Here is a 16401-nt window from a genome sequence, read left to right on the forward strand (position 1 = left end):
CCCTAAGAGGTTCTCTGCGGTTGTTGTTAATCCACTACCGGTTCAAATCATTGGATGGCGCAGACAAAGGCAAAAAGTCCTGATGAGTCAAATCCTTCTTCACAGGAGCATCGTTGTCCATCCGGCGCTTACGCTGCTCTTCCCTTCTTTGCTTGAGCCATTGCTTGCGTTCCTTAGCGTCTTGCTTGCGGATTCGATCATTTTCCCACCAGACGTAAATGCGCTGCAGTACGATCGGGAGTGTGATTTCGACCTTGGTGGCTTGCTTCCACTCGGCGGCATAGTACATGGCTGGCAAAAGAGCGATGACAGCAAATGCCGCGAGCAGCGTACCAAAAAACAAGGTGCTGGCAAAAGAGGCAAACGGATCGATCTCGCCCACCCACCCGAAAGTCAATGGCACCGATGCCAGTGCGACGGCGCCAAACACGGCTGCTTGGCTGGCAAAAACACGTGCTGTCCCGGCCTGAACCGCATCCTTGATCGTGGATTCCTCAGCCCGGGCCGCGTACAGATCCTCCAACAGCACTAGCGCTTGCTGTACGAGCAAAGCGATTGCTCCTGTCATCCCGTAGAAGGCCATACCATTCATCGGTCGATCCATTACGAGGAGCCCCAGCATGACACCGCCCGCCAATACCGGAAGCAGCGCCAAAGCGAAAATGCCGTCACGGGTCCTTCTCTGCAAAAGTAGACTCGCCAAAAGCACAGCGGTAATCACGGCGATTACAGCAAGAACACGCCCACCCCAGTCGGCCTTGTCCGACTGCTCTTCTTTCAGCTTTTTCAGCTCATCCGCATTCAGAACGGAATACCCCTCGGGAATAATCATCGTCTTTTGCATCCGTAGTGGAAGCACATACGCGAGCGAATCGATCCGTCCTGCATCCCGAACTGCACTGCTAACGGTAAACACGTACAGGCCATCTTCTCGCTGATAAGTAGGAGGCTCTTTCCCAAGCTTCCACGAAACGAGGTCTCCCAAATGCACCTTGCCTTCCGGAGTGCGGATCAAAATATTCTTCACCTGCTCCGGATATTCCATCCAGTTGTCCGGAAAGCGCACGACAACGGGTACACTTTGCTCATTCCAGAACACGCTGCCCGCCGATTTTTCGCCCAGATAGCTCTCCAGCTGGTGTTTGATTTCCGCCTCAGACACCTGATAGCGTGCCAGCATGTCTGGTTTTGGACGAATTTCAATAATTGTTTTGGCCGTGCCAGTTCCGATTCTTTCGTCGGTAATGATCTCTTGTCCATCCTCATCGCGAGCCGTGTATTTTTCCAGCTGCGTCAGAACCTCCTGTGCGATCGCCTGTGCAGTCAGCAAGGAAGGACCTTTTACCGTAAACTCCAAACGCGTCTTCACATCTTCGCTCGCCACAAACGCGAATGGGTCCGTTCCCGGAATATCCCGGAGCCGCTTATCCAGCTCTTTCTCCAAATCCGTTCTCTCCATCGTCCAGTCGTACTTGTCTGCCAGCTTTAGATGAATCGACAAACGTTCTTTGGAGGCAACTGTATAAAGATCACGGACTTCTGCCAAGCTGCGGAGACGCTCCTCGGCGATTTGGGATGCGCGCATGGCTTCATCGATACTGCTGCCCTGTACCATTTCCAGGGACAGGTCCTTCCCGTTGGTCGCAAGCTCCCCGTAATCGTCCACCAGCACAAAGGAATGGAGCATCACGACCACAAAAATGGATACAACGAGTGTGAGTCCATAAGGGAGAAACCCCTGCTTGACCAAGCGTTCCCAGCGTGCGAGTACATAACCTGCCGCTTTCCCTGACAGACGAAGACGGGAGCGCGGGCTTTCCTTTGCCACGGGATGAGTCAGCCATAGTCCTGCCAAAACCGGTGTAAGAAAACCGTAGACGAGAATCAACCCACCCGTTCCGAGAACAAGCACTGGCCAGGCATTATCCAGCACGATTCTGTCCGTTCCCTCGAGAATGTCAGTCATCATCAAGCCCATCCAGCACGACGTCCATACGACAATCGCCAACAGAAGCGGCTTCATCAGCTTCCCGGCGATCCGCAAGCCGCCGAGAAAGGAATCTGCTTTTTGGCAGTGCATTCGGTGAAGCAATGCCGAGCCCGCCCCCGTGAACAGAAGAGCAAAAATGGCGACTGGCCCCACGGTGGAATAGCTCAGTGGGACTCCCGAAAGCCACATCCCTCCAAGCGTGAATCCGGTTGCCATGACAACCGAGAACAGCAACAAGAGGGACACAGCCATTCGCTTGTGAGCGAGATAGAGAAACAGAGCGCATGCGATTGCCGCAGCCACTGCGAGTAATGTCAGCTGATTAATCGCACCTGACAAGGGCTGTGCATAATCGTCAAATAGGTCGATCCTGTATTTGTCACCTGCCGCTTTGTTGAGAGACTCAATCACATCCGCTGCCTGCTCCCGGATGGAGGGCACCTGCCCCACGTCAGCAGCCAGCAAGGTGATGCCGATCGCAGGCGAACCGCGATACACACTAACCTCGTCCCCTTTGCTGCCTCGTAGATCGCGAATATCTGCCAGCGTCTTCAACGTGACGTATCCCCGGTCTGTAGCGATCAGCTGTTTACCCAGCCCCTGTGGACCTTCCGACATGCTTGTCCAGTAAAAGGCAGATTGGTCCTTGTTTTGACCGACGCTTCCCACTTGCTCGTTGACTACGTCTCCGGGCAGCTGATCCAGCACATCTTTTGGCGTCAGCCCATAGGCTAGCAGCATGGAGGGACGAAAAATCAAGTCTACCTGCTGCTTCGCCGAGCGGTCATCGATCTCTACCCGCGCAACACCGGGCAGCCGAATCAAATTTTCATAGACGGTATAGCGCGCAATATCAGACAAGGTTTGGACATCGTTGCCATGCAGCACGTAAAACCCGACGCGATTGTCTGCCAGGTTGTCCTGACTGATGCTCCACTCCGTGACAGGAAGCTGCTTCGCTACTTCTCCCAGCCTCTTTTCCAGGCGTTCTTTGTAATCCGATCCAAGCTTCTCCGACGTCTCTACGGTCACCGATGAAGCGCCGGGACGGGACTCTGCTGTGATCGTAAGCGCATCCCCTACTGCACGAACGGATTCTTCTATGGGACGCGTCACCTTTTCATCGATTTTCTCGGATGTCAGCCCGGGTGCTGCCAAATGGATCGTGTACACCGGCACAGGGCGTTCGGGAAAAGTGGTTACGTCCATCCGCAGGAATGCTCCTACCCCAAGCAGGCAGCAAGCGACGGCGAGAAGACGTGCCAAGGCAGGAACAATAGAGACAAACGACCGGTTACTCATCAGCCACCTTCACCGCCTCGCCATCTACTAAATAGGACAGACCGGATCCGACGACCTGGTCTCCTGCTTCCAGACCTTCCAGCACTTCGTAGAACGTTCCGTGGATAGCCCCTAGCTTCACTGGTGTCTTTTTAACCGTATTGTCCTGGATTTTCAACACGTAGTTTTCCTCTTCACTAATCCCGACACTGCTCACAGGCACGAGAGCCGCCTCTTTGCCTTCCCGCGCGTACTGACAGGTGACCGTCATGCCGCCCTTCCAGTTGACCTCGCTTCCTGCCACGGTTACTTCTACCGGATAGGAGCCCAGCGATTGATCCATCACAGGCGAGACGAAGGTTACCTTCCCTTCCGCTTCCGTCCCATCCTGCGCTTTTACAGTGATTGCCGCGCCTGGCTGCCAGCTGCTGATTTGCTCACTTTCCACCTGCAGTTTGATCAGCCAGGAAGAGGTATCCACCAATCGGATGACCTCGCTTCCGGGACCCGTCTGTTCCGACTGCGCTTGGGGAATCGCAGCCACGATCCCTGAGAACGGGGCCTTCAGTACGGCATCGGCTGCTTCCTGCTTGGCGCGGGAAAGCTCGACGTTTGCCTGCTGCACCTGTGCATTGGCCTCCTCTACATCGAGTCGATCCGCCCCTTTGAGCAGCTTGCCGTACGCGACCTCCTCTTCCTGCAGATCCAGCTTCGCCTGCCGATCCGCCAAAGCAAGCCTGTCCAGCTCGTCTTTGGAGATCGCTCCGCCCGCATACAGCGCTTGGGCTTGCGCATGCTCCTGCTCTGCTTTTGCAGCCGTTTGCTTTGCCTTTTCCACCTGCAGCCTCTGCGTCTGCAGCTCATGGGCTTCCGGGCCTTGCGCAGCTTTACTGCGGCGGATGTTGGCACTCGCCACCTGTCCTTGTGCCGCATTTATCCCTTGCTGCAATGCGGCTGTGTCCAACGTAGCCAATGTCTGCCCTGCCTTGACCACAGCTCCTTTTTGAACCAGGATTTGTGCGATTCTGCCTGATGTCCCAAAGGACAGAGTCAGCTCCTGCCGCGGAGAGACGACACCCGATACCTCCGTCGTGAGGGCATCCTGATTCGGTTCCACTGTATAGGCGTTGACCGTTTTCACCTTGATCACGGTCTCTTCCTCGTTTTTCTTCAACTGAGCGATTTCGCTGTCCAGTTTTTCGCAGCCTGTCAAAAGCAGCGCCACTAATGAAAAGCAGATCCATTTTTTCATACTTTACACTCCCGCAAAGCACGCATATTTCGCCACGTTTCTACCATATAAGAATCATAATTGGCAAAATATATTTTACAGAAATAGTTCGCAGTTGTATCACTTTTCAGTTATTTTTTATATTTTTTTATTAACTCATCCCCACTCCCCATTTATGCTAATTTTTTTCGTATCTATTCGTTTCGTCACTTTTTTGTAACTCGAATCCTGTATGATAGAAAAGAGCAATCTACTTACATTGTTGCGCTATGGATTGTTAGCGCTTACCTATCCATTATTAACGTCATTTTTTCACGATAGGAGTGATCGACATGGCTAAAATTTTCACCTCTTACACAGACATCGTGGCAGATATCCATGATGGAGCAACTCTTTTGGTAGGCGGATTCGGACTCGTAGGGATTCCTGAAAATCTGATCATCGCCTTGCGTGACAAGGGAGTGGGCAACCTCACTGTCGTGTCCAACAACTGTGGAGTCGACGACTGGGGACTTGGGCTTCTGCTGCGCGAAAAGCAAATCAAAAAAATGATTTCCTCTTACGTTGGGGAAAACAAGGAATTCGAGCGTCAATTCCTCTCCGGCGAGCTGGAGGTTGAACTGACTCCTCAAGGTACACTGGCTGAGCGTGTACGTGCTGGCGGCGCTGGCATTCCTGCTTTCTACACTCCGGCAGGCGTAGGTACCCCGATTGCAGAAGGCCGTGAGACACGCGTATTTGGTGGCAAGGAGTATTTGCTGGAGGAAGGCATCACGGGAGATTTCGCGCTGATCAAAGCGTGGAAGGCCGACAAAATGGGCAACCTCGTGTTCCGCAAAACGGCTCAAAACTTCAACCCAATGATGGCGGCTGCCGGAAAAATCACGATCGTCGAAGTAGAAGAAATCGTGGAAACAGGCGAGCTCGACCCTAACCAAGTTCATACACCAAGCGTCTATGTGCAACGTATTATCCAGGCGCCATCTTTCGAAAAACGAATTGAGCGCCGTACCGTCCGCTCCTAACTTTTGCGGAAACGAACGCCATTCATAAGGAGGACACTGATATGTCGCTGACTCGTGAACAAATCGCCACTCGTGCTGCTCAGGAAGTCGAGGATGGCTTTTACGTAAACCTGGGGATCGGGATGCCTACACTGGTAGCCAACTACATCCCCGAAGGCAAAACGGTTGTGCTGCAATCGGAAAATGGCCTGCTCGGAATCGGGCCGTATCCGACAGAAGCAGAACTCGATCCAGATCTGATCAATGCCGGAAAAGAAACCGTTACTGCCATTCCAGGTGCCGCTTACTTCTCTAGTGCAGAATCGTTTGCGATGATCCGCGGTGGACACATCGATCTCGCTATCCTTGGCGCGATGGAAGTATCTGCTCAGGGCGACCTGGCGAACTGGATGATTCCCGGCAAAATGGTAAAAGGCATGGGCGGCGCGATGGATCTGGTGCACGGCGCGAAGAAAATCGTCGTCATCATGGACCACGTGAACAAGCATGGTGAAACCAAAATCTTGAATGAGTGCGCACTCCCTCTCACAGGGAAAAAGGTCGTGAACCGCATTATCACCGACCGTGCTGTACTCGATGTCACACCTGAGGGCCTCGTCCTCGTGGAAGTGGCAGAAGGCTACACGGCTGAAGACATTCAGGCGTGCACCCAGCCTCAGCTGATTGTCTCCCCTGATCTGAAAACGATCGGGCTGTAAGCAGCAACCGCATCATAACCACATTCATTCTTTGACCTTGGCGCAGATGCGCGGGGTCTTTTTTTACAATTTTTGCGCTTAGACACCCGTGAAGTCGCTTCTGGACTGCTCGCGGTATATAATACGGAGGCACACTACTTTTACGCGATTGGAGAGGCGATACGAAATGAACGAAACGGTCGGTTGTCTCCTCATTCATGGCTTTGCTGGAGACATTAACGACATTCTCCCCCTGGCGATGCGACTGCGCGAAGAAGGCTACCAGGTGGAATGTCCCACTCTAGAAGGACACGGAACCACACGTCGCCAAATGGCGAAAAGCACTCGTCACGACTGGCTGCGCTCTGCAGATGAAGCTTACAAGCGGCTGCGCATGCGTGCTGATTCGATTGTCGTTATCGGCTTTTCGATGGGAGGGCTGCTCGCTTTCCACCTGACCACCAACTATCCGGTGGAGCTGCTCATCACCCTCAATACGCCATATAAATACTGGGACGTAAAAGAAGCCCTCCACTACTTGCGTGAGGACTTCCCTACACATTCCCGCCGCTACATACACGGTATCGGCAGAATTCCCTTGAGCAGCATGGTCCAGTTCCGTCGCCTTTTATCTGAGACCAAGCCGCTGCTGCCGAAGATCACCACTCCCTACGTGCTTTTGCAAGCTCGCCACGACGATACGGTACACGCCGTGAGTGCAGAAATCCTGGCTTCCACTGTGAACGAAGCCGCCTCTGCGGAAATCAGCTGGTATGAACACTCCAACCACATGATTTTGCACGGACCTGACAAAGAAGAGGCGATTGCACATGTTCTGACAAAAATCAAAGCGCATTTCGCTTCCAAATACGAGACTGCTGATACCCCCACCAGATCGCCAGAGCCAGCAAGATAAGGGCGATCCCCCCGAACATGGACTCCAGTCCCAGACGACCGTCCAGCCAAAAGGCAAGCAGCGGCCCAAGTGCAGCTCCTATATCCGTCACGACCGAGTACACGGTCATCAGTGCCGTACTGTTTGCCTGTCTGGCCGCCTCATCTGCTGCCAACGCATCCATGACCGTAGTCAATACAGTTGCCGTCAATTGGATCCCCAGCAGAAAGCAGACCCAGAATGGAAAGACAACTGGCGTTTGTAGCAAACCGAAAAACAGAGCTGCTGCGAGAAGTGCACAAGCAAAGATTCGCTTCCTCCCATAACGATCAGATAGCTTGCCAGACCACGGAGCTGCCCACGGCTCCCATCCCCAACGCATTCCTTGAACCAGACTTGCCATGACTGCGGCTCCCAGCACCAGTCCCCCGAACTCAAAGACAGACTGCCGAAGCTCAATAAGCCGGCTCAGCGCGGAGGCGAACATCCCCTGATACACCATCGCGACGACGAGTGCTGTCGCCATGACTGACCAGACACTTCGCTGCTTCCAAAAGCTCTCGGATATCGCAGCAGCGTCTGTATATACGTGTCGCTTCGAAAAGGAGGGACGTATGTAGCGAAAAACCAGAACCAGTGCAGGCAATGAAAAGAATCCCAATACCACAGCTGTCGTCGCCAAGCCGTAGATCGATGCCAGAAACGCCCCTGCGATCATTCCGCCCAGACTGCCCAATCTGTACAAGCCATTGTACAAGCCCATTAACTGTCCGCGATTGTCTTCCTCCGACACAGATACGATCAGGGAGTACGCTCCCAACCGCAGAAAGGTCCACGCAATCCCCCAAACACTGCGCATCACCAGCCACAGCCAAAATCCATGCAGCCCATACGACATCGTGGTGACGAACGCAAGGAAGACGGCTGCGATCAGCCCGACTCTTCCCCCTGAGCGCTCGTACCACTTCCCTACCAATGGCCCCAGCGGTACGCGAACCAGCCGATTGACGGAGAGCAGAATCCCGACCTCCCATAGTGAGGATAGCCCGGCCTCCTGCCAATAGATCGGCAAGACGATGTACAGCATGGAGTCCCCCAACAAGCAAAAGGCGGTTACCAAAGCAACCGCGATGACCTGTGTCTTCCCCTTTATCTCTCTCATGATTTTCTCCTTTGCGCGATAACGCTATCTCACTCCTGTTTTTTCTCCTTTGCGCGATAACGCTTCTATGCTATACAGTACAGAGGAGTCTTCCTCATTTCCAATACATCTTACTGACGAATTCATAAGCAAACGTGATGAATGGAGAATGATTATGAACCTGCATGCCCTTCGGATCTTCGTAGAAGTAGCGCGAAGAGGCAGTGTCACAGCTGCTGCCGATGCTCTCTCCATCAGCCAGCCTGCCGTGAGCGCACAGATTCGCAAGCTGGAAAACGAGCTGGATATTCCTTTGGTCGCTCCTGATGGACGAGGCATATCCTTGACAGAGGAAGGCCGCTTTCTCTATGAGCAAGCGAGCCGCCTCTATGATTGGGAAAAGGAAATCGAGTCGCATCTCGCAGAAATGAAGGAAGGCACAAAAGGGCGGCTGCGCCTCACCTCCACTTTCCTTCCGTCTCACTACTTGGTTCCCCAGTGGCTCGCGAGCTTCAAGCAGAAGCATCCCCAGGTGGAAGTGGACATTCGTACCGGCAACTCACAGAAATCCATCGAACGGTTGCTGCGCTGCGAAGCCGATCTCGCCATCATTACAAATGAAGTGTGGAATGATCTCCCCATCCAGCGCATCCACCTGATGGACGTCCGATTCTGGTTCATCGTCCCTCCCACCCACCCATTTGCCGGTCGAGAGATTTCACTGGAGGAGCTCGTTCAAGAGCCTTTTTTGCTGCGTGAGCCGGGCAGCTCCACTCGAGAAAAGCTGTTTTCGCTCTGCCGCGAGCATCAAGTCCAGCCACCGCAAATCGGTCTGCAATACCACGGTCTGTTTGAATCGATCCAATCCGTTCGCGCTGGCTACGGTACCATGCTCGCCCCCGAGCTAGCTGTCCGTGAGCTGATTAGCCGCGGCGAAGTGGGACAGGTCACCGTTCCCGGGATCGATATCAAGCGCCCTCTCTATTTGTGCCTGCGCATGGATGCGAGCAGGCAGCGCCCGGTTGTCGCTCGTTTTGTGGAGACAGTACTGGACTTTTCACCGCCCCTCCTCTATCAGCTATAGAAGCAACTGGTTTATAAGCGTTGAGAAGCTACCAACCTCTTTCAAAGCTCTGAGTCGTAAAGCCGGCGGCAAAAAGAAAAAGAGCCCAATCCGAAACGGATGGGCCTTTGTTTTTGCCAGCATGATTCTTTACGGAAACACAATCGTCTTGTTGCCATAAACCAGCACGCGGTCTTCCAGATGCCAGCCCACTGCACGAGCGAGCACGGTGCGCTCCACCTGACGTCCCAGCTGCTTGAGGGTTTCCACATCTTCCTGATGAGTGACTCGCTGTACGTCCTGCTCGATGATCGGACCTGCATCCAGCTCTTCGGTTACGTAATGAGCTGTGGCTCCGATCAGCTTTACACCGCGGCGATAAGCCTGCTCATAAGGCTTTGCCCCCACAAAGGCAGGCAGGAACGAGTGGTGAATGTTGATGATGCGCATCGCGTAGTCTTCCAAAAAACGCGGCGAGAGGATCTGCATGTAGCGAGCCAGCACGATGAGGTCTGCCCCTTCGGCTGCGGCGATTTGGGCTATTTCTGCTTCCGGCTTGTTCTCTTTGGTAACAGGGATACAGTGGTAAGGGATACCAAAGGACTCTACGGTTTCTCTCATGTCCGGGTGATTGCTGATCACGACCGAGATGTCTGCGTACAGCTCGCCCGAATTCCAGCGCCACAAAAGCTCAAGCAAGCAGTGATCTTCCTTGGAGACAAAGATCGCTACCTTTTTGCGCTTGCTTGCCTGCACCAAGGAAAATTCCATCTCGAAGTTTTTTGCAATCGGACTAAACGCAGCCTTGATCACCTCGCAGCGCTCTTCCAGGTTGCTCAGCTCAAATTCAATCCGCATGAAAAAGCGGCCGGATTCCGGATCGGTTGTGTATTGGTCTGACTGTACGATGTTTGCCCCCTGCTGGAACAGGAAATGGGAAATCGCCGCTACGATTCCGGGTCTGTCCGGGCATGATATGAGCATGCGTGCACGATTCTTGTATTTCTCCGTATACGCCTGCCATTCTCTCTCTGATAAACGTTGCATGATCTACTCTCTCCTCCATGATGAACAGCAAAAAGTTGTTTGCAATTATACCATTCCCCGCCAGCTTTTCCATAGCCAAAATGGGCCCATCATGATTCACTTATCAATAAAATTTTTATTCACGGCAAAACTATGGTTCCCGATAACCGATTCCGTTCATCAAAATATCGACGGTGAAATCAATCTGCTCCTCGTCGCTATGCTTCTGGAAATCGTCTTTGTCCAGCACTTGGCGAAACAGGATCAACCCAAGCATCGAGGACAACAGCGCACGAAAAACGACTTCAGATGGCAGTGGGCGCAGTTCCTTTGCTATGATTTTGGCTTCAATCAGCTTTTGCACCGTGTCTTTTATTTCCGCAAATACAGTCGCGATCAACGCTTCCCGGATCTCGTCGTGAAAAAAAGCTTCCTGCAGCAAGATGCGAATCGTTCTTTCGTTGCTCACGATCAAATCCAGACGGTTGCGATACAGCTCCTGGGCGATTTGCGCAAATGGCTTCTTCGCCTGCTCGCGAAAGATTTCCCGCACGTCCTTTAAAATAAACGGCCCTGCGAATTTGACCAGCACGGGGGCCACGACTGCAAGTAAAATATCCTTCTTGGATTTGTAATGCCGAAATATCGTGCCCTCTGCTACTCCGGCTTCCTTCGCGATTTCCGCCGTAGAGCTGGCATGGAATCCTTTTTCGGCAAACAGCTTGATGGACGCGCGCAGAATGCTTCTCTGCTTTTCCGTCATCTCGCTCTCATCTTTTAATTCCTCTACGAATTGCAACAGGCCCTCTTCCAAGGATGGCTTGTTCATCTTTTTCCATACGCTCCTCTATTCAATCTTTTTGCGGAAACGAAGCATGGACACCGTCAAGATCAGGAGAAAAAAGATCCCCATCCCCAGCGCGTCCTTCCAAAGCGCCGTCAAATCCACCGCTTTTAAAAAGATTCCCCGCAAAATCTCTAAAAAATAGGTCAACGGGACAAGACCACCCAACCATTGTATCACGAGCGGCATGGATTCGCGCGGGAACATGAAGCCTGACAACAGCACGCTCGGCAGGATGAAGGCAAAGGCGATCTGCATCGCTTGCAGCTGCGTTTTGGCAATCGTCGAAATAAAAATCCCGAGTGTCAGCGTCGTGAGCAGGAACAATATCGAAAGGCTGACCAACAGGGAGATGCTGCCTTTGACCGGTACGCCAAACCAGTACGTCCCTACCAAAAGCACGAGGCAAAACGAAAAGAGACCAATCCCGACGTAGGGCGTAATTTTCCCAAGCATCAGCTCGAGCGGGCGGATCGGGGTGACGATCAGCTGCTCCATCGTCCCGCGTTCCTTTTCACGCACGAGGGAAAAGGCGGTCAGGATCATCGTCACGTTCTGCATGATGAGGCCAATCAGTCCGGGGATGTTAAAGACGATGCTCTCCATATTCGGATTGAACAAGACCCGTGAATCCAGTGTCAGCGGCGGCTCCAGCTCGCTCATGCCCTGCTTTTGCATACGTGACTCCTGCATGGTAACCGAGCGATTTTGCACGATCAGCTGGGCATTGGAGGTAGCCGTACGAGCGATGTTTGGATCGGAGCCATCGATGAGCATCTGGATGTTGGCTGGTTCGTTTCGATCCCGTTTACGTGCATAGTCAGGAGGAATCACCAGGGCGACACTGGCACTGCCGTCGTCGAGCATCGACTCGATCGCTCGGTAGCCACTCGCATGGGCAGATACTTCAAACACGCGTGTATTCGTGAACTGATCGATCAGCTCGCGGCTGTAGGCTGTCGCGTTTTGATCCCACACCACCATCTTGATATCGTTTACGTCCGTATTGACAGCATAGCCAAACAAAAACAGCATCATGAGCGGCATCACCAAAGCGATCCCTAGGCTCGGGCGGTCCCGCTTGATCTGGATGACTTCCTTTTTCACCACCGACCAGTAGCGTCCAAAGACAAAGCGCTTCATCGGCCTCCCTCCCCTGCTCGAGCCTGTGCAAGCCGGGCTTCCTCCTGCTTGACCAAATCGATAAAGACGTCCTCCAGGTTGTTTGCATCCATCCTCTCAATCAGCTCCTGTGGGGTACCTTGGGCCAGCAGGTTGCCGAAAAAGATAAAGCCGATCCAGTCGCACGTCTGCGCCTCGTCCATGTAGTGCGTGGTGACCAGCACGGTAATGCCTTGCCGAGCCAGCTCGTGGATCACGTCCCAAAAGATTCGCCGGGATACGGGATCAACCCCCGCAGTCGGCTCATCGAGAATCAATAGCTCAGGCTTGTGCAAGAGAGCGCAGGAGAGAGCCAGCCTTTGCTTCCAGCCCCCAGACAAGGAGCCTGCGATCTGCTTTTCCCGGCCAGTCAGCCCGGCCATCTCGATGAGCTCTGCCTTGCGCTGCTTGCGCTCTGCTGCATTCAACTGATAGACACCTGCGTAAAAATCGAGATTTTCCTCGACAGTCAAATCCTCATAGAGGCTGAACTTCTGTGACATGTAGCCGATCCGCTGCTTGATCTCCTCACTCTGCGTCATGACATCCAATCCAAGCACCGTGCCACTTCCAGAGGTAGGCACCAAAAGCCCGCACAGCATGCGAATCGTCGTCGACTTGCCTGAGCCGTTTGGACCTAGGAAGCCGTAGATGGAACCTTTTGGCACGCTCAACGTCAGACTGTTCACAGCGACGCGATCACCAAAGCGCTTCGTCAGCTCGTTGCAGGAAATAGCGGCATTCATCATTTTCCCTCCTCCGACGCTCCCGACAAGATCACATCGGCAGGCATGCCTGGCTTCAATTTGTCCAGCCCTTCCGTGATCTGAATCGTGACGGCAAAGACGAGCTTTGTACGCTCATCAGGGGTTTGCACATTTTTGGGGGTAAACTCAGCCTTCTCGGATATCAGTGAGACCTTCCCCGCAAAGGTCTCACCGGGATAGGCATCGACCCCAATCCCCACGCTTTGTCCTTGCTGCACGAGGTTGAGCTGCGCTTCCGGGATATATACCTTGAGCTTGAGCTGGTCGGCTTTCATCAGTGTGAACAGGTTTGCACCCGTTTTGGCAACCTCGCCTTGCTCAATCGAGGAGCGCAGCAGTATCCCATCTGCAGGAGCGGTAATCCGTGTCTTTTCCAGCAGAAGAGTCGCCTGGTCCAGCTTGGCCTGCGCCTGCTGCTGGGCGGCCAACAGCGCACGTATGGTGTAATCCGTACTGCCCTCTTTGAGCAGATCCAAATCCGCTACAGCCCCTGCCTGCTGTGCTTGTGCTGTTCCGGTCTGCGCGTTGGCGGCTGCAGCTTCTCCTTGGGCGGACGCATACTGTGCCTGTGCTGCTGCGACCTGCGCCTCGTACTGGTCTACCTGTGTCTGCGCCTGACTGACGGCCTCCTGCTGGGCCTCCCAGTCCTTTTGGGAAACCGCACCCTGCTTGAAGAGCGCCGTGGTCTCCGCTAGCCGATTCTGTTGGTAGGAAAGCGTGTGCTTGGCGCCTGCCAGCTGCGACTGTGCCTGTGCCTGCTGCTCCTTTGCTCTGCGTATCCCTGCTTCTGCCTGTTTTTGGCGCGCCTGCGCAGTCCTGATGTTCGCATCCGCCTGTTGAACAGCTGCCACTCCTTTTTGAATCGACGAATCCCGGCTGCCCGCTTTTGCTTCCTCCAGACGTGCCGTTGCTTGTTCGAGCGCTGCCTTCGCCTCGGAGACACTGATCTGGTAGCTTCGCTCGTCGATTACAGCCAGCTCCTGTCCTGCTTTGACACGCGTTCCCTCCTCTACCTTAACTTCTGTTACCAGCCCGCCTACTTCCGCTACGATCGGCCATTCATCTGCTTCGATCGTGCCGGATAGAGCAGCCTTTTCCTGAGAAAATCCTGTACATCCTGAAAGTGCAAGTGTGAATACCAGCCCTGCCGTTAGCAGGTAAGGATGAATCCGTCTCATAAAACCACCTCATCATTATGAATGTGAGTACTCACTCTATTTTTACATGTAAATTTTGACCGGCCACCTATTGGATTGGACAAACTGGCCAGTTGGTCTCACGAAAGAACAGGCAGGCTCACTTCATGCGAGTGATTACTCACTTTTGTTTTGATTATATGCTTCACGGCGCTCTTGCGTAAACTATTTTCTTTTGTGGCAAATGCTTTCTAGCCCTTCCCCTTTTCCGCACAGCGTCTGCCCCACTTGTGGATAAACATCTGGATACCGTTAGCTGGAGAGATGCTAGAAATTATAATTTTAATTGACAATGATAATAGGAATCATTACGATAAATTGGAAATAAGTAAATCGTAATGATTCTTTTTTGTGGAGGTATTTTACTATGAGCAATTCAACCGTACGCAGACTGTTTGTAGCCTTTTTCGCCCTTGTTTTACTGAGTGGGTGCAGCGAGAGTGATATCGCAACCCCGTCGGATCAAGTTCACGAGCTCGTGTATGCAACAGCTAAGGATATAAACGACATGAATCCTCATTTGTATCCGGGATCGATGCCTGCGCAAGGCAATGTATACGAATCGTTAGTCGAGAACACCAAAGACGGTATCAAGCCGCTATTGGCGGAATCCTGGGACATCTCTGATGACGGCAAGGTGTACACCTTCCATTTACGGCAAGGCGTCTCCTTCCACGATGGAACTCCTTTTAACGCGGACGCAGTCAAGCAAAATATCGAAGCGGTACAGCGGAATGCAAGCAAGCACACCTGGATCAAATGTCGAGCGTTTGGGTGATGTTCAGTCCCCCTACGCAAAGGAATTGCTGAGGAAGATTATGGTATGAGTTTGGATCCAATGACAAGGAAGGAGTACATGCTGTGAAAGGAGCTTTCGCCTGGCCGTTTCTGCGGCTGTATTTGCTGACGCTGCTTTATTTTAGCGGCAATTCGATTTTACATGTCTTGATTCCTTTGAAAGGCGAAGCGCTGGGTGCGTCCAATACGACGATAGGGATCATTATGGGCGCCTACCTGTTTACCACCATGCTTTTCCGTCCCTGGGCAGGCGGGCTGATTCAGCGTCACGGGCCGATCAAGGTGCTGCGCATGATCTTGGTGGTAAATGGGGCTGCACTCGTCATGTATGCGTTTACGGATCTTGGCGGATACTTCGTCGCTCGCGTGCTGCAGGGGGTTTGCACAGCCTTTTTTTCGATGGCGCTGCAGCTAGGCATTATTGACGCCCTCCCCGACAAGAATCGCTCGCAAGGCATTTCCATGTATTCCTTGTGCTCCTACCTGCCGGGCTTGATCGGCCCTTTGCTCGCCATAGGCATTTTGCAGGCAAGTCAGATGAACATGTTTGCTGTATGTATGATCGCGATTGCTGTGTTAACGGGGGTAGTAGGCTATACGGCAGAAATGGACAGGCGCCCGGATGATGCAAAAGACGTGTCCCAGCAGCCAAATCAAGGGACTGCAATGCTGCAATCCGTCAGCCAATTGGTAAAAAACCCGCATTTGTTCAAATGCAGCGTTCTCATGCTGAGCGCGTCCGTGATCTTCGGAGCCGTAACTGCCTTTATTCCGCTGTATGCTGCACAGTTGAACAGTGGAAGCGCGGCTATCTATTTGATGTTGCAGGCAGCGGTTGTTGTGGCAACACGCTTTGGACTGATGAAAAAAATTCCTTCAGATGGAAAATGGCATTCGTTTTTTACAATGAGCACCATGCTGCTGCTAGCCATAGCTTCGCTTTGCGTCAGTCTGGCTGCAGTGGCGGGAGCTGCTTTGCTTTATGCCGGCGCCGTTTTAATGGGAGTGGCTCAAGCTCTTCTCTATCCAACGCTGACAACCTATTTAAGCTTTGTGTTGCCGAAGGAAGATCGTCCTACCCAGATCGGCTTGTTCATTGCGATGGCTGATCTGGGTATATCGCTAGGAGGTATCGTCATGGGCCCCGTGGCAGATCTCTCCTCTTATTCCACGATGTATACACTTTGCGCGATCCTCGGTGCAGCGATGATACTGGTTGCCTACGCCAGGCGTTCGCTGACCACGGAGGAAAATGTGTCCTAAACAGGAAGAGCTCTCTCGCCATGAGAGAGCTCCTCGCCTTTTC

The 16401-nt window shown here is 53.0% G+C and carries 13 protein-coding genes and 1 pseudogene; 6 read left to right on the forward strand and 8 right to left on the reverse strand.

Features of this window, described 5'->3' with window-relative positions; all coding sequences use genetic code 11:
• Positions 1-34: 34 nt before the first annotated feature.
• Both ACLIN2_RS25785 and ACLIN2_RS25790 read right to left on the reverse strand, forming a co-directional pair.
• Positions 35-3292 (reverse strand): efflux RND transporter permease subunit, encoded by a 3258-nt coding sequence (locus tag ACLIN2_RS25785; protein WP_411502534.1) that lies wholly within the window; start codon positions 3290-3292, stop codon positions 35-37.
• Positions 3285-4523 carry an efflux RND transporter periplasmic adaptor subunit gene (locus tag ACLIN2_RS25790; RefSeq protein ID WP_411502535.1) on the reverse strand — a complete coding sequence of 413 codons (1239 nt, stop codon included), beginning with the start codon at positions 4521-4523 and terminating at the stop codon, positions 3285-3287. Before ACLIN2_RS25790 ends, ACLIN2_RS25785 begins: the two co-directional genes overlap by 8 nt.
• Positions 4524-4834: 311 nt before the next feature.
• On the opposite strand from ACLIN2_RS25790, the gene ACLIN2_RS25795 reads away from it, so the two are divergent.
• The 3 genes from ACLIN2_RS25795 (at position 4835) to ACLIN2_RS25805 (ending at position 7120) form a co-directional block, all read left to right on the forward strand.
• Positions 4835-5527, forward strand: a complete 693-nt coding sequence (locus ACLIN2_RS25795) for a CoA transferase subunit A (protein WP_092273568.1) — start codon at positions 4835-4837, stop codon at positions 5525-5527.
• A 41-nt stretch (positions 5528-5568) separates the two neighbouring features.
• Positions 5569-6225: a CoA transferase subunit B gene (locus tag ACLIN2_RS25800; protein WP_092273571.1), complete on the forward strand. Its 657-nt coding sequence runs from the start codon at positions 5569-5571 to the stop codon at positions 6223-6225.
• Between the two features lie 166 nt (positions 6226-6391).
• Positions 6392-7120, forward strand: a complete 729-nt coding sequence (locus tag ACLIN2_RS25805) for an alpha/beta hydrolase (RefSeq protein ID WP_092273574.1) — start codon at positions 6392-6394, stop codon at positions 7118-7120.
• Here the strand turns inward: ACLIN2_RS25805 and ACLIN2_RS25810 are convergent.
• On the reverse strand, positions 7050-8261 hold the full coding sequence (locus tag ACLIN2_RS25810) for an MFS transporter (RefSeq protein ID WP_411502536.1): 1212 nt from the start codon (positions 8259-8261) through the stop codon (positions 7050-7052). The genes ACLIN2_RS25805 and ACLIN2_RS25810 overlap by 71 nt on opposite strands.
• A 154-nt stretch (positions 8262-8415) precedes the next feature.
• On the opposite strand from ACLIN2_RS25810, the gene ACLIN2_RS25815 reads away from it, so the two are divergent.
• A complete protein-coding gene (locus tag ACLIN2_RS25815) occupies positions 8416-9324 on the forward strand; it encodes a LysR family transcriptional regulator (protein WP_411502537.1) in 909 nt (302 codons plus the stop codon).
• Between the two features lie 129 nt (positions 9325-9453).
• Here the strand turns inward: ACLIN2_RS25815 and purU are convergent, their stop codons facing one another.
• The 5 genes from purU to ACLIN2_RS25840 form a co-directional block, all read right to left on the reverse strand.
• Positions 9454-10350 (reverse strand): formyltetrahydrofolate deformylase, encoded by an 897-nt coding sequence (purU, locus tag ACLIN2_RS25820; RefSeq protein WP_092273584.1) that lies wholly within the window; start codon positions 10348-10350, stop codon positions 9454-9456.
• Positions 10351-10480: 130 nt separating this feature from the next.
• Positions 10481-11158 carry a TetR/AcrR family transcriptional regulator gene (locus tag ACLIN2_RS25825; RefSeq protein ID WP_411502538.1) on the reverse strand — a complete coding sequence of 226 codons (678 nt, stop codon included), beginning with the start codon at positions 11156-11158 and terminating at the stop codon, positions 10481-10483.
• A gap of 18 nt (positions 11159-11176) precedes the next feature.
• On the reverse strand, positions 11177-12316 hold the full coding sequence (locus tag ACLIN2_RS25830; protein ID WP_411502539.1) for an ABC transporter permease: 1140 nt from the start codon (positions 12314-12316) through the stop codon (positions 11177-11179).
• Positions 12313-13080: an ABC transporter ATP-binding protein gene (locus tag ACLIN2_RS25835; RefSeq protein ID WP_411502540.1), complete on the reverse strand. Its 768-nt coding sequence runs from the start codon at positions 13078-13080 to the stop codon at positions 12313-12315. Before ACLIN2_RS25835 ends, ACLIN2_RS25830 begins: the two co-directional genes overlap by 4 nt.
• Positions 13080-14279 (reverse strand): HlyD family secretion protein, encoded by a 1200-nt coding sequence (locus ACLIN2_RS25840; protein WP_411502541.1) that lies wholly within the window; start codon positions 14277-14279, stop codon positions 13080-13082. The genes ACLIN2_RS25835 and ACLIN2_RS25840 overlap by 1 nt, the downstream gene beginning before the upstream one ends.
• Before the next feature lie 385 nt (positions 14280-14664).
• On the opposite strand from ACLIN2_RS25840, the pseudogene ACLIN2_RS25845 reads away from it, so the two are divergent.
• Positions 14665-15057: pseudogene (locus tag ACLIN2_RS25845) on the forward strand (ABC transporter substrate-binding protein); the annotation flags it as partial.
• Between the two features lie 101 nt (positions 15058-15158).
• Positions 15159-16358, forward strand: a complete 1200-nt coding sequence (gene cntE / locus ACLIN2_RS25850) for a staphylopine family metallophore export MFS transporter CntE (protein ID WP_411502542.1) — start codon at positions 15159-15161, stop codon at positions 16356-16358.
• Positions 16359-16401: the final 43 nt, after the last annotated feature.

This window comes from Brevibacillus centrosporus (assembly GCF_046622605.1).
In the GTDB taxonomy this organism is placed as follows: Bacteria; Bacillota; Bacilli; order Brevibacillales; family Brevibacillaceae; genus Brevibacillus; species Brevibacillus centrosporus.

Bases quoted from the DNA above. Each gene is read 5' to 3' on its own strand.
- ACLIN2_RS25785 (WP_411502534.1), bottom strand. From the start codon at position 3,292: ATGAGTAACCGGTCGTTTGTCTCTATTGTTCCTGCCTTGGCACGTCTT.
- ACLIN2_RS25790 (WP_411502535.1), bottom strand. From the start codon at position 4,523: ATGAAAAAATGGATCTGCTTTTCATTAGTGGCGCTGCTTTTGACAGGC.
- ACLIN2_RS25795 (WP_092273568.1), top strand. From the start codon at position 4,835: ATGGCTAAAATTTTCACCTCTTACACAGACATCGTGGCAGATATCCAT.
- ACLIN2_RS25800 (WP_092273571.1), top strand. From the start codon at position 5,569: ATGTCGCTGACTCGTGAACAAATCGCCACTCGTGCTGCTCAGGAAGTC.
- ACLIN2_RS25805 (WP_092273574.1), top strand. From the start codon at position 6,392: ATGAACGAAACGGTCGGTTGTCTCCTCATTCATGGCTTTGCTGGAGAC.
- ACLIN2_RS25810 (WP_411502536.1), bottom strand. From the start codon at position 8,261: ATGAGAGAGATAAAGGGGAAGACACAGGTCATCGCGGTTGCTTTGGTA.
- ACLIN2_RS25815 (WP_411502537.1), top strand. From the start codon at position 8,416: ATGAACCTGCATGCCCTTCGGATCTTCGTAGAAGTAGCGCGAAGAGGC.
- purU (WP_092273584.1), bottom strand. From the start codon at position 10,350: ATGCAACGTTTATCAGAGAGAGAATGGCAGGCGTATACGGAGAAATAC.
- ACLIN2_RS25825 (WP_411502538.1), bottom strand. From the start codon at position 11,158: ATGAACAAGCCATCCTTGGAAGAGGGCCTGTTGCAATTCGTAGAGGAA.
- ACLIN2_RS25830 (WP_411502539.1), bottom strand. From the start codon at position 12,316: ATGAAGCGCTTTGTCTTTGGACGCTACTGGTCGGTGGTGAAAAAGGAA.
- ACLIN2_RS25835 (WP_411502540.1), bottom strand. From the start codon at position 13,080: ATGAATGCCGCTATTTCCTGCAACGAGCTGACGAAGCGCTTTGGTGAT.
- ACLIN2_RS25840 (WP_411502541.1), bottom strand. From the start codon at position 14,279: ATGAGACGGATTCATCCTTACCTGCTAACGGCAGGGCTGGTATTCACA.